Genomic DNA, 12,577 nt, shown 5'->3' with positions numbered 1-12,577 from the left:
GAGGCCGTCGGGCCCGCGCTCGGGCGGGCGGACCCGCTCGCCGCCGGCCGCTTCACGGCGGACGCACCGGCCGACGGAGCCGCGCTGCCCGAGGCCGCCGGCGCCGCGCCGGCCCCCGGCTTGCCCGAGGCCGCGCCCGGTGCGGAGGCGGTGGCCCCCGCGCCGGCCGGCAGCCCGGACCCGGGCCGTCCGGGCCGCGGGGTGCCGGAGCCGTCGGGCGCCGGCGTGCTGTCGACCTTGCCGGCCGCCGGCTTGTCGTCGCCCTGGCCCGGCACCGGGAGCGGCAACCAGGGTGCGCCGGCGTTGCCCGACAGCAGGGCGGCCACGATGATCACGGCGTAGGCCCCGCAGGCGGTGCCCACGAGGATGCCGATACGACGGAACGTGCGGCTGCGCCGGCCCGATTCGTCGACGAACACCGGGACGTCGGACGCGGCGTCCCCACCGTCGGGCCGCCCCTGCAGGGGATCGAGCTGGACCGTCACCTCGCCCGCGTCGCGGTCCTCGCCGTCCGTGCCGCCGGGGAGCTCCCCCCAGGGATCCCGGAGATCGCTCGACCGTTCGTTTTCGGAAAGGCTGTTCGAGGTGTTCGCGGTCACCAGGGAACCGCTTTCACGTGGTACGTCCATCAAGGACCGGTATCTTCCGCTCTCTTCCGGCGCGGACATCAGTGGTTGCCCTCCGCCCCCGGAAAAGCTCTGGGATGCTGCCCCCACGACCGGCACGTCCCGGGTCGGCGGCGCCGCCTCGGGCCACTTCGGTTGGGCGTCTTCTCGCCAATTCTTCACTTGCGCACTTCCCCCCACGGAACAGTTCCGGGTGCGCTACGACCCTGAGCACAGCCGATGAAACCAGGCCCCCACCCGGCTCTCGCGCCCCATTTACCCCATTGCGCTCAGGTCGATGAATCTAGCGCAGGCATGGGCCCTGTGTTCGCGATGTGTCATTTATGGTCAGAAGTCATGTTCATGCCTATGGCTGAAAATCACCCATTGGCGGGCCGCCGAGAACCCGTTCCGGAGCTTTCGCCTCCGCGGGTGAGGCCCAGAAGGGCGTCGCGAACCGAGGGACCAGCCCCTTTCGCCGCGCGGGTGACACAGGGGACAAAGCGGCCGACTCGAGGGGCCGGAGGGCGTCCGTCCAGGCATGGCCGGAAAGCTCCCTGCCATCAGAAACGAAATAACCGTTTCCTCCGGAATTTGGAGAGCCGCCGCCCCGGAGGCCCTCCCGGCCGGCCGGCGTCAGCGCCCCGGCCCAAACACAGAAGACCCCGCCCCCTGAGGGGGCGAGGTCTTCATGTCACATGGGATGAGTGGAGATGGCGGGAATCGAACCCGCGTCCAACGGTGCAGAATCAGGGCTTCTCCGTGTGCAGTTCGCTGTGATTTTCTCGGCCCCGGCGATCACGCGAACAAGTCGCCGACGGGCCCAGTCACTGTTTGATTTCCCATTGAGCCCCGTGACCGAGCTCAATGGTTTAGTCCCCTAGATTATGCCAGGATCCGGATCGGGAACGCTTCCGGGCTGACACCCATTATGGGTCCTACACTCACTGCTTATTAGGCAGCGAGGGCGTAGGACTGGGAATCGCTCTTGATATTGGCGATTATTTTTTGCGACATATGGTTTACGAGATCATTGCCGCTTCCTCGACACGCTTCCCCTGCTTCGACAGCCGCTGTCGAAACCGATCATCCCCATGTTGTTTTTTCAATCCCTCCGAGGAGGGCCCGTGCCCACTGCGGGGCACACAGGCCATCGTACGTGACCGACGCCCGTCGATGCCACTGCATTCACGGCGGCCGCAGTCCCGGCGGCCGTGCCCGCCGGGCTACGCGTGCTGCTGCTTGCGCTTGGCCGCCGCGATCACCCGGTCCGTCTCCCGGCGATCCTGCTTCTCGCGCAGGGTCTGCCGCTTGTCGTACTCCTTCTTGCCCCGGGCGAGCGCGATCTCGGCCTTGGCCCGGCCGTCCTTGAAGTAGAGGGCGAGAGGCACGATCGTGTGACCCGTCTCCTCGGACTTCACCGCCAGCTTGTCGATCTCCTCGCGGTGCAGCAGCAGCTTGCGCTTGCGGCGCGCCGAGTGGTTGGTCCAGCTGCCCTGGCTGTACTCGGGGATGTGAGCGGCGTGCAGCCACGCCTCGTTCCCCTCGATCTGGACGAAGCCGTCGGTCAGCGAGGCGCGGCCCTGGCGCAGCGACTTCACCTCGGTGCCGGTGAGGACGAGGCCCGCCTCGTAGACGTCGACGATCGCGTAGTCGTGCCGGGCCTTCTTGTTCTGCGCGACGATCTTGCGCTTGCCGTCCTTGACCTTGCCGGTGGGGGCCGCCCCGCCCTGCTTCGGCTGGGATTCCTTCGGTACGTACATTCCCTTGCTCATAGTCCCGCCATTTTCGCATCCGGAGGCGGTCCGAGGGAAAGCCGATTACGCAAGCGCCCGCGGAACGCTCAGGACGCGTCGCCCAGCCCGCTCAGCACGGTCTCCGCCCGCTTCAGCGCCCCGTCGTCGGCCTCCAGGTCGGGCGTGATGCCCCGGCCGTCGACGGCACGGCCGGCAGGGGTGCGGTAGTGCCCCACGGTCAGCTCGGCCACCGAGCCGTCGGGCAGCCGGCGCGGCATCTGCACCGAGCCCTTGCCGAAGGTGCGCGAGCCCACCACGACCGCGCGGCCCCGGTCCTGCAGCGCGCCGGTGAGCAGCTCGGCCGCGCTCATCGTGCCGCCGTCGACGAGCGCGACCAGCGGACGGACGGTGTCGCCGCCGGCCTCGGCGTGCAGGACGCGCTGGTCGCCGTCGACGTCGTAGGTGGCGACGAGGCCGCCGTCGAGGAAGGCGGACGCGGCCGCGACGGCCTCGGTGACCAGTCCGCCGGAGTTGCCGCGCAGGTCCAGCACGATCCCCGCGCCGGGCGGGGCGTGCTCGACGGCGCTGCGGACGCTGTCGCCGACCCCCTTGGTGAACGCGGCGACGGTGATGACGGTGATGCCGCCGGAGAGCTCGTGGACGGTGACGGAATCCGTGGACAGCAGCGCCCGGCGCAGGGTCTGCGTCCACGCGCGCGTGCCGCGCTCCAGGCCGAGACGGACGACGGTGCCGGCGGGCGCGTCCTTCATGTCACCCCGCAGTAAGGAGACGACGTCGGTGACCGGGAGGCCGTCCACGGGCCGTCCGTCGACGCTGCGCAACCGGTCGCCCGTGTGCACCCCCGCATCGGCCGCGGGAGACCCGGACTGGACCTTGGTCACCTCGATCCGGCCGTCCCGCTCGCGCCGCGCCTCCAGGCCCACGCCGGTGTACCGGCCGTCGAGGGAGTCCTCGAACTCCTCGTACTCGCCCGCGGAGTAGACCGCCGCCCAGCGGTCGCCGCTGCGGCTGACGGCGCGCTCGGCGGCCTCCATCGGGGACTTGCCGTCCGCGGCGGCCTCCTCGGCGGCCCGCGTCACGTCCTCGGCATGTCCGGCGGGGGCGGTGGAGCGAGCCGCGCCCGAGGAGTCCGCGTGGCCCTCGGCCCACTGCTGCGGCAGCGATCCCGTCGCGGCCCCGGCGACGAGCACGCTCGCGAACACCAATGTCAGGGCGGCCCCGCGGCCGAAACGGCGGGGCTGACAGAACAGGTCGCGGCCTGACATGGCGGTGAGTCTAGGGGAACGCGAAGGGCCGTACGGTCGGTTGACCGTACGGCCCCGCGGGGCGTGCGTCACACTCCGGGGCGCGTGCGTCACACCTTCAGGTACTTGCGCAGCGCGAAGAACGCAGCCAGTGCGGGCATCAGCAGGCTGGTCGCGAGGATGAGCGGAAGCTTCGTCAACACGGCGTCCCAGCCGATGAAGTTGATCAGGTTCAGCTTCTCGGACAGGGCCAGACCGTGATCGATGATGAAGTACCGGGCGATCACCAGGAAGCCGCAGGCGACCGTCCCGCCGATGAGACCGGCGACCGCGGCCTCGGCGATGAACGGCGCCTGGATGTAGAACCCGGAGGCGCCGACGAGCCGCATGATGCCGGTCTCGCGCCGCCGGCTGAACGCCGAGACGCGCACGGTGTTGACGATCAGCATCAGGGCCACCACGAGCATCAGAGCCATGACCGCCCGCGCGGCCCAGTTCATGCCGTTGAGGAGCCCGAAGAGGTTGTCCAGGATGCCCTTCTGGTCCTGCACCGACTGCACGCCGTCGCGTCCGTCGAAGGCCGTCGCGATGACCTGGTACTTCTCCGGGTCCTTCAACTTGATGCGGTACGACTCCTGCATCTGGTCCGGCGTGAGGGAACTCGCCAGCGGGGAGTCGCCGAACTGCTCCTTGTAGTGCTTGTACGCGTCGTCCTGCGACTCGTACGTCACCTTCTCGACGACGCCCATCTTGTCGAGGTCGGACTTGATCTGCTTCTTCTGGTCCGCGGTGACCGCGCCCTTGGCGCAGTTGGCGTCCGACTCGGCGTCGCTCTTGTTGCAGAGGAAGATCGAGACGTTGACCTTGTCGTACCAGTAGCCCTTCATCGTGTTGACCTGATCGCTCATCAGGAGCGACCCGCCGAAGAGCGCCAGGGACAGGGCGACGGAGACGATGACGGCGAAGGTCATCGTCAGGTTGCGGCGGAGACCTACGCCGATCTCCGACAGTACGAACTGGGCGCGCATGGCGTGTTGTTCAGGCCTTTCCGGGGACGCCCGCCGGGGCGGGCGCGATGGCGGGAGCGGTCAGTGCTGGTAGCCGTAGACGCCGCGCGCCTGGTCACGGACGAGACGGCCCTGCTCCAGCTCGATGACGCGCTTGCGCATCTGGTCCACGATGTTCTGGTCGTGCGTGGCCATCAGCACGGTCGTGCCCGTCCGGTTGATCCGGTCGAGCAGCTTCATGATGCCGACGGAGGTCTGCGGGTCGAGGTTGCCGGTCGGCTCGTCCGCGATCAGCAGTTTGGGCCGGTTCACGAAGGCGCGCGCGATGGCCACGCGCTGCTGCTCGCCACCGGACAGCTCGCCCGGCCTCCGGTCCTCCTTGCCGCCGAGTCCGACGAGGTCGAGCACCTGCGGCACGGACTTGCGGATCTCGCCCTTGGACTTGCCGATGACCTCCTGCGCGAAGGCGACGTTCTCCGCCACCGTCTTGTTCGGCAGCAGCCGGAAGTCCTGGAAGACCGTTCCCAGCTGGCGGCGCATCTGCGGCACCTTCCAGTTGGAGAGGCGGGCGAGGTCCTTGCCCAGGACGTGCACCTGGCCGTGGCTGGTGCGCTCCTCGCGAAGGACCAGCCGCAGGAAAGTGGACTTTCCGGAGCCGGAGGACCCGACGAGGAAGACGAACTCGCCCTTCTCCACTTCGAGGGAGACATCCCTGAGTGCGGGGCGGGTCTGCTTGGGGTAGACCTTGGAGACGTTGTCGAATCGGATCACGGATGCACCACGGGTCGCCGGGGGTAGATGAGCGTGACCATACGCGAACCGGGGAGGGCGGCGCAGGCGTCGGGAAGGGTTGGGTGGGGCTTGTGCGTTTTTGTACGGGACTTTGTATGCCCCCCGCTCTTCGGGTGAGCCGCGCGGGCCCCGGAGGAACCTGGCACAGTGGAGGGGGAACGTTCCCGTACCCCGAAGCGTTGTGTCCATGGAACCGGTGCAAGGAGGGCGAGGCGCATGACGTACGACCGGCTGGTGTGCGCTAACTGCGCTGCGCCCGTGAGCGAGGGCCGGTGCCCTGTGTGCCGCGCGAACCGCGAGCGGCTGCAGCAACAGGAGAACTTCCTCGCGAATCTGAACCCCATGGCGCTGATCGCGCTGCTGGCCGTGCTGGTCGCGGCGGTGGCGCTGCTCGCCCACCAGACCGCCTGAGACCGGACGACCGGTCCGCCTGAGAGCGGACGGCAACGCACGAAGGGCCCGGAGCTGATCGCTCCGGGCCCTTCGCGTGCACGTCACGTACGGGTGCGACTACCCGGCGTCAGGCGGTCGCCCCGCCGCGGCCGGCCGCGAGACGCGGCAGCACGCGGAAGCCGATGCCGCCGGCGATCATGGTGGCGGCGCCGATGATCAGGAAGGTGGTCTGGCCGGCACCGGTCTCGGCGAGCTCCTTGCCACCGCCCTGCGCGGTGTTGTCGGCGGCCACGGCCGAGGTGTCGGTCAGCGCGGAGCTGCCGACCTCCTGGGTCGAGGTGCCGTCGGTGCCGGTACCTCCGGCGGTGGAGCCGCCGGTACCGCCCGAACCGCCGGTCGCGGAGCCACCGGTGGAGCCCGAACCCGAACCGCCGGTGGAGTCGTCCCCACCGGTGGAGCCCGAACCACCCGTGGTGGAACCGCCGGTGGCGGAACCGCCCGTGGAGCTGCCACCCGTAGAGCTGGAACCGCCCGTGGCCGAGCCGCCCGTGGTGGAGCCGCCACCCGTCGTGGTCGAGCCTCCGGTGGTGGAGCCGCCACCCGTCGTGGTGGAGCCGCCCGTGGTCGAGCTGCCACCGGTCGTGGTGGAGCCGCCCGTGCTGGAGTCGCCGCCGGAGCTGGACGTCCCGCCGATGGAGGCCGCGCCGCCGACGGAGGCCGCGCCGCCGACGGAGGCGTCGCCGCCGGTGCTGGAGTCGCCGCCCGTGGACGAGCTGCCGCCGGTCGAGGAGTCGCCGCCCGTCGAGGAGTCACCGCCGGTGGAGGAGTCGCCGCCGGTCGAGGAGTCACCGCCCGAGGAGTTCGTGCCGCCGACGGTGCAGATCCCGATCGGGCAGGGGTCGTCGCCCGTCTGGGGAGTGATTTCGTCCCCGCCGGCCGTCGACACGAGGCCGCTGAGGCCACCCTCGTCACCGGCGGCCGAGGCGACCCCGGCGACAGTGAGCGAGGCGCCCGCGGCGATCACGGCACCGGCGGCTATGCGCGCGACCCGGATCCGTGTCTTCTTCGTCATATGGTTGCTACCCCCAGTAGCTGAATCGTCGATGAGGCCGCGCTCGGGGCTGTGATCGACGGAGGTAGCTGCGATGTAGCCGAAAGCCCCCCGGTTCACATGCGCCCCGGAGATACGCATGCCACACTGCACCTTCCCCATTTTTCAAAGCATCGTCAAGGTCGTTGCGCACGCAATGTCCAAGTCGGGGGGCTTTGCGCGATGTCGGTGCTGTGAATGTGACCTAAAAAGGCAACCGCCCCTACCTGAGGGGCGGTTGCCTTATCGACAAACCTACTTCTCCTGCTGCTTGCGCCAGCGAATTCCGGCTTCCAGGAACCCGTCGATCTCACCGTTGAACACGGCCTCGGGGTTGCCGACCTCGAACTCGGTACGCAGGTCCTTGACCATCTGGTACGGGTGCAGGACGTACGAACGCATCTGGTTGCCCCAGGAACTGCCGCCGTCCTTGAGAGCGTCCATCCTCGCCCGCTCCTCTTGGCGCTGACGCTCCAGCAGCTTGGCCTGGAGGACGTTCATCGCGGTCGCCTTGTTCTGGATCTGCGACCGCTCGTTCTGGCAGGACACGACGATTCCGGTGGGCAGGTGGGTCAGGCGCACCGCGGAGTCGGTGGTGTTGACGCCCTGGCCGCCGGGACCGGAGGAGCGGTACACGTCCACGCGCAGCTCGGACTCGTCGATCTCGATGTGGTCGGTCTGCTCGACCACGGGGAGGATCTCGACGCCCGCGAAGGAGGTCTGGCGGCGGCCCTGGTTGTCGAACGGGGAGATCCGCACGAGGCGGTGCGTGCCCTGCTCGACGGAGAGGGTGCCGTAGGCGTACGGGACCTGCACGGCGAACGTGGTCGACTTGATGCCGGCCTCTTCGGCGTACGACGTCTCGTAGACCTCGGTCTTGTAGCCGTGCTGCTCCGCCCACCGCAGGTACATCCGCTGCAGCTTCTCGGCGAAGTCGGCCGCGTCGACGCCGCCGGCCTCGGCGCGGATGTTGACGAGCGCCTCACGGGCGTCGTACTCCCCGCTGAGCAGCGTGCGCACTTCCATCTCGTCGAGCGCCTTCTTGACGGACCTGAGCTCGGCCTCGGCCTCCGCGAGGGTGTCCGGGTCGTCCTCCTCCTGGGCCATCTCGAACAGCACGGCGAGATCGTCGATCCGGCCGCGCAGCGTGTCCGCCTTCCTGACCTCGGCCTGGAGGTGGGACAGCTTGCTGGTGATCTTCTGCGCCTCGTCCGGGTTGTCCCACAGGGACGGCGCGGCCGCCTGCTCCTCGAGCACGGCGATGTCTGCCCTCAGCTTGTCGAGGTCCAGAACGGCCTCGATCGACTCCATGGTCGAGGAGAGGGACTTGAGCTCTTCGGATACATCGACGACTGCCACGCCTCCCAGCGTAACGGCTCCGCCAACCGGGCAGTGCCGGGCGCCGCCCGCGGACCGGGCGGGCCACGGTCACGGGCGGGCCACGGTCACGGCCAGGGGCCGGTCACCTTCGCCGCCACGGGCGCGGTCGTGGCCGCGGCCGAGGGCCCGGCACACCGGGTGTCAGGGCGACGTCGGCGCCGAGTTCTTCGTGTCCTGGGGGTTCCCGCCCGCGTCGTCGCCGGAGGTGGCCGCCCAGGTGCCGACCCCGACCGCGGCCGCCAGCGCCGCCGCTGCCACGCCGAGCGTGATCCGGCGCCGTCGGGTGGCGGAACGGTTCCGTGCGGACCCCGGACGCGGCGCGCCCGCGGCCCTGGGCACCCGGGCCGTGCCGTGCGCCCCGCCGGCCAGCTCGTCCGGCGCGGGCACCCGCATCGACGTGTGGGTGTCCCGGTTGGAGTCGGGCTTCGCGTTCGGCACCAGCGGGACCGAGCCCCGCCGCACCCGGCCCGTGGCCGCCTCGGCGGCGGGCAGGGAGGGAGCGGCCTCGGCGGGCTCGCCCTCCTCCGGCTCGGTGTCGGGCTCGTCGACGTCGAGCGGGGGCATCCCGGCCAGCATCGGCAGCTGCTCGCGCAGCCGTGCCGCCAGCTCGGAGGCCCGCAGCCGGGAGGCCGGTGCCTTGGCCAGGCACTGCACGATCAGCTGCCACAGCTCGTCCGGGATGCCCGGCAGGGGGGCGACGGACTCCGTGACGTGGCGGCGCAGCACCGCGCCCGGGTGGCCGCCGCCGAACGGGGTGAAGCCCGCGAGGAGCTCGTACAGGACGGTCGCCAGGGCGTAGATGTCCACCGAGGCGCGCGGCGGCAGCCCCTCCACGATCTCGGGCGCCAGGTAGTCCGGCGTGCCGATGATCTTCGTGGCGCGGGTCCGTTTGGGGGTGTCGATGAGTTTCGCGACGCCGAAGTCGGTCAGCAGCGCGCGGTGCGAGCCGCCCGGACCGAGCGGTCCCTGCATGTCGAGCAGGATGTTCTCGGGCTTGACGTCGCGGTGCACGATCCCGGCCGCGTGCGCGGCGGCCAGTCCCTCGGCGACGTCCGCGACGATCGCCACGGCGGCCTCGGGTGCGAGGCGCCGGTCCCGTTCGAGGCGGGTGCGCAGGTCCGTGCCCCGCACCAGGTCCATGACCAGCGCCAGGTCGTTGCCGTCGACGACCAGGTCCCGCACCGACACCACGTGGGGGTGCTCCAGGCCGAGCAGCGCCGTGCGCTCCTGCACGAAGCGGCCCACGAGCTCCTCGTCGGAGGCGAGGTCCTCGCGCAGCAGCTTGACGGCGACGGGCCCTTCCGGTCCCTCGCCCAGCCACACCGTGCCGGCGCTGCCCCGTCCCAGGATCTGGTGGGCGGTGTACCGGCTGCCGATCTTCCGTGCCAAGACTGCTCCTACAGACGCGTGTTGCCCATCAAAGTACGCGTCCTGGGAGCCAACCTTCACCGCGGAGACGGAAATCACCCGCCAGATGTCGACAAGTGCACAAACTCGCGGTCAGGAGCGGAGTGCGACGTCCGGCGGTCAGTTCCCGGAGCCGCCGCCGGCCGAGTCCGCCAGATCGCTGATCCAGCCGGTGACGTCGCCGACCCAGCCGCTGATCAGCTGCCAGTAGCTCTTGCCCGTGCCGATCCAGTCCTGCAGCGGGCTCAGCTCCCAGATCAGCCATCCGGCCACGAACAGGATGACGAGCGTGAACAGGCAGCCCTTCAGACAGCCCAGGCCGGGGATCCGCATCGGGTTGGCGCTGCGCTGCCGGGGCTCGCGCGGCTGCCGGGGCTCCGGGGCGGGCCGCTGCCGCGGCTGCTGCTGGGGCGGCGGCGCGTACCGCTGCTGGGGCTGCTGCGGTTGCGGGGTCGCGTACTGCTGCTGGTGCTGCTGCCCGGGGTACCCGTACCCGGGCTGCTGCGGCCGCTGTTGCTGCTGCGGTCGTTGCTGCGGCTGCTGCCGGTAGGGCTGCTGCGGCTGCTGCTGGGGGCGGGAGACCTGCCGCTGGGGGCGGCGGCGCAGCGGGTCGTCGCCGGGGTCGAGGTACTGCTGGACCTGGGTCTGCTCGTTGCGGTCGCGGGCGCCCTGCATCTGGGACTGCCAGGGGTGCGGCTGCTCCGGCGGCTGCGCCGGCCCGCCGTACTGGCCCGGCGGCACCGGCGGCAGGACGGCCGTCGGGTCGGCGGCGCCCTGCGGGCCGCCCGTGTGCGGCAGGACGGCGGTGGGGTCGGCGGCGCCCGCCGGGCCCGCCGTGTGCGGCAGGACGCTGGTCGCGGCGTTCGGGTCGTAGGCGCCGCCCGGCACCGTGGCGGGCGTCGGGTCGGGCGCGAGCAGATGGCCGACGCCGTCGGCGGCCGCGATCTGCATGGAGTTGGCGTGCACCCCGATGCCCTCGGCGACGATCCGCAGCCCGCGCGCGAGGTTCTCGGCGCTCGGCCGGTGGTCGGGGTTCTTGCTCAGACAGCGCTCGATGACCGTCCACAGCGGGTCGGGGACCGTGGAGGGACGGCGCGGCTCGGCGCTCAGGTGCTGGTGCAGGACTTCCAGGGCGGAGCCGCCGGAGAACGGAGGGCGGCCGGTGACCAGCTCGTACAGCAGGATGCCCGCGCCGTAGATGTCGACGGCGGAGGTCTGCGGGCGGCCCTCGGCGGACTCCGGGGCGACGTACGCGGGCGTGCCGACGAACTCGCTGGTCCGGGTCAGGCCCGGGGAGTCGGCGAGGCGCGCGATGCCGAAGTCGGTGAGCAGCGGGTGCATCTGGCCGCCGTCCTGCTTGAGCAGGACGTTGGCCGGCTTCAGGTCGCGATGCACCACGCCGTCGGCGTGGCTCGCGGCGAGGGCGTCGGCGATCTGTGCGGTGAGCAGGGCCGCGGCGACCGGCGTGAAGGGGCCGTTCTCGCGCAGGTAGCGGTGCAGGTCGGGCCCCTCGACGAGGTCCATGACCAGGGCCAGCAGATCGCCCTCGACCACCAGGTCGCGGACCCGCACGATGTTGGGGTGGGTCAGGCGCAGCAGGACGGAGCGCTCGCGCAGGAAGCGCATCACGACGTCGGGGTCGTTCGCGAGCTCCTCCTTGAGGACCTTGATCGCGACGGTCTCCCCGGGCTGCCCCGCCACGGCCGCCTCGGCGCCCGCGGTCTCACGCTGGCGGGCTCGCCAGACGGTGCCCGTGGCGCCGCGTCCGAGCGGCTCCTCGAGCAGGTACTTGCTGCCTACCGGCCGCACGTCATGCGCTCCCTGCTGCTTGCTCGCCAGACTCGCCGACCCTCAGGTCCTGCCAGGTCCTGCTCGTCTGTCCCGCCAGTGTTCCGACCCACTGTAGTGCCGTGGTGCGGACACGGGGCGGTCGTCACGGTCGTCCTCGTTCCGAGGGAAAGACGCATCACCCGGTCTTCCTGGTTGCCGGAGCCGGACGTGACCGATCTCAACTGATCGTCGGTGACGCACTCGGCAGGCACTTTTGCGGGCAGAGCCGACCAATCAAGATCACTTGTTCTCCGGTGAGGGGCGCGTTGTCAGTGACAGGTGCGAGGATGCCTTCAGTACTGGCCGCTGTGCTCGTGTGGGGTGGGGGGAAGCCCGCGCCCGTGCAGAAGGGACCGCTGACGGCGATGCAGATCCGGCTGACCGTCGTAGACCCGGCGGGCGCGCCCGCCGATTCCCGGCCCCGCGCCGCGAGCTGCGACGTGCTGGTCACGGCGCCCGCCGGCACGGCCCTGGCGGCGGTGTCGTCCGCGCTGGCCGCGGCGGTCTGCGGAGAGGGCGCCGCACCGTCCTCGTCCGCTGCGGCGGTCGTGCTCTACGCGGGCGTGGAGCGGCTCGACGCCCAGCGCTGCACCCTCGGCGAGCCCCCGCTGACGGACGGCGCGGTGCTGTCCCTGGGCGTCCCGGCCGATCCCGAGCCGCATCCCGAGGTCGACGACGCCCCGGCCCGTCTGCACGTGGTGGCCGGACCGGACGCGGGCGGGGTCCATCTCCTGCACGGCGGCCAGGTCCGCGTGGGCCGCTCGGCCGACGCGGACGTGCCCCTCGACGACCCGGACGTCTCGCGTCTGCACTGCGCGGTGACGCTCACGCCCGAGGGCCGGGTCACGGTGGCCGACCTCGGCTCCACCAACGGCACCACGCTGGACGGCGCGCCGGTGCAGAACCGCCCCGTGCGCCTCACGCCGGGCGCCCTGCTGCGGGTGGGCGAGTCGGCCCTGCGCCTGGCGCCGCCCGGCGGCCCCGGCCCCCGGGTGCCGACCACACCGGACGGCGAGGGACACGTCCGCGTGCCCCGCGGCGGGACGGCGGAGCAGAGCGCGGACACGGACCC

General features: G+C 71.2%; 11 protein-coding genes and 1 other RNA gene. 2 read left to right on the top strand and 10 right to left on the bottom strand.

Annotated elements, in window-relative coordinates:
* The 6 genes from BG482_RS39335 to ftsE form a co-directional block, all read right to left on the bottom strand.
* Nucleotides 1-629, bottom strand: a 629-nt coding sequence (locus BG482_RS39335; RefSeq protein WP_141746721.1) for a hypothetical protein, incomplete at its 3' end; no start/stop codon positions are given.
* Between the two features lie 681 nt (nt 630-1,310).
* Nucleotides 1,311-1,699: a transfer-messenger RNA gene (gene ssrA, locus BG482_RS39330) on the bottom strand.
* Between the two features lie 132 nt (nt 1,700-1,831).
* The gene (gene smpB / locus BG482_RS39325; protein WP_069774018.1) at nt 1,832-2,380 is read right to left on the bottom strand and encodes an SsrA-binding protein SmpB; all 549 of its coding nucleotides are present in this window, start codon (nt 2,378-2,380) and stop codon (nt 1,832-1,834) included.
* A gap of 68 nt (nt 2,381-2,448) precedes the next feature.
* Nucleotides 2,449-3,627, bottom strand: coding sequence for a S41 family peptidase (locus tag BG482_RS39320; RefSeq protein WP_079142692.1), 1,179 nt, complete (start codon nt 3,625-3,627; stop codon nt 2,449-2,451).
* A gap of 89 nt (nt 3,628-3,716) precedes the next feature.
* Complete coding sequence (gene ftsX / locus BG482_RS39315; RefSeq protein ID WP_069774016.1) at nt 3,717-4,634, bottom strand: permease-like cell division protein FtsX; 918 nt, start codon at nt 4,632-4,634, stop codon at nt 3,717-3,719.
* Nucleotides 4,635-4,694: 60 nt separating this feature from the next.
* Nucleotides 4,695-5,384, bottom strand: coding sequence for a cell division ATP-binding protein FtsE (gene ftsE, locus BG482_RS39310; protein WP_069774015.1), 690 nt, complete (start codon nt 5,382-5,384; stop codon nt 4,695-4,697).
* A gap of 237 nt (nt 5,385-5,621) precedes the next feature.
* Here ftsE and BG482_RS39305 point away from each other — a divergent pair, with 237 nt between their 5' ends.
* Entirely contained in the window at nt 5,622-5,816 is a 195-nt protein-coding gene (locus BG482_RS39305; RefSeq protein WP_069774014.1) for a hypothetical protein, read from the top strand.
* A gap of 109 nt (nt 5,817-5,925) precedes the next feature.
* Here BG482_RS39305 and BG482_RS39300 read toward each other — a convergent pair whose 3' ends face one another.
* The 4 genes from BG482_RS39300 to BG482_RS39285 form a co-directional block, all read right to left on the bottom strand.
* The gene (locus BG482_RS39300; RefSeq protein WP_069774013.1) at nt 5,926-6,870 is read right to left on the bottom strand and encodes a hypothetical protein; all 945 of its coding nucleotides are present in this window, start codon (nt 6,868-6,870) and stop codon (nt 5,926-5,928) included.
* 273 nt (nt 6,871-7,143) lie between these two features.
* Nucleotides 7,144-8,247 (bottom strand): peptide chain release factor 2, encoded by a 1,104-nt coding sequence (gene prfB / locus BG482_RS39295; protein ID WP_069774012.1) that lies wholly within the window; start codon nt 8,245-8,247, stop codon nt 7,144-7,146.
* Between the two features lie 162 nt (nt 8,248-8,409).
* A complete protein-coding gene (locus BG482_RS39290; RefSeq protein ID WP_069774011.1) occupies nt 8,410-9,657 on the bottom strand; it encodes a serine/threonine-protein kinase in 1,248 nt (415 codons plus the stop codon).
* 138 nt (nt 9,658-9,795) lie between these two features.
* Nucleotides 9,796-11,484, bottom strand: coding sequence for a serine/threonine-protein kinase (locus tag BG482_RS39285; RefSeq protein ID WP_069774010.1), 1,689 nt, complete (start codon nt 11,482-11,484; stop codon nt 9,796-9,798).
* Nucleotides 11,485-11,870: 386 nt separating this feature from the next.
* Here BG482_RS39285 and BG482_RS39280 point away from each other — a divergent pair.
* Nucleotides 11,871-12,577 (top strand): FHA domain-containing protein (locus BG482_RS39280; protein ID WP_141746722.1); only part of this gene is annotated, 707 nt, incomplete at its 3' end.

Source organism: Streptomyces sp. LUP30 (assembly GCF_001746365.1).
Taxonomy (GTDB): Bacteria; Actinomycetota; Actinomycetes; order Streptomycetales; family Streptomycetaceae; genus Streptomyces.
The sequence above is the reverse complement of the archived record's forward strand: the minus strand, read 5'-3'. Positions and strand labels throughout refer to the sequence as shown.

Coding starts and splice junctions, on each gene's coding strand:
- smpB (WP_069774018.1), bottom strand. CDS start 2,380: ATGAGCAAGGGAATGTACGTACCGAAGGAATCCCAGCCGAAGCAGGGC.
- BG482_RS39320 (WP_079142692.1), bottom strand. CDS start 3,627: ATGTCAGGCCGCGACCTGTTCTGTCAGCCCCGCCGTTTCGGCCGCGGG.
- ftsX (WP_069774016.1), bottom strand. CDS start 4,634: ATGCGCGCCCAGTTCGTACTGTCGGAGATCGGCGTAGGTCTCCGCCGC.
- BG482_RS39305 (WP_069774014.1), top strand. CDS start 5,622: ATGACGTACGACCGGCTGGTGTGCGCTAACTGCGCTGCGCCCGTGAGC.
- BG482_RS39300 (WP_069774013.1), bottom strand. CDS start 6,870: ATGACGAAGAAGACACGGATCCGGGTCGCGCGCATAGCCGCCGGTGCC.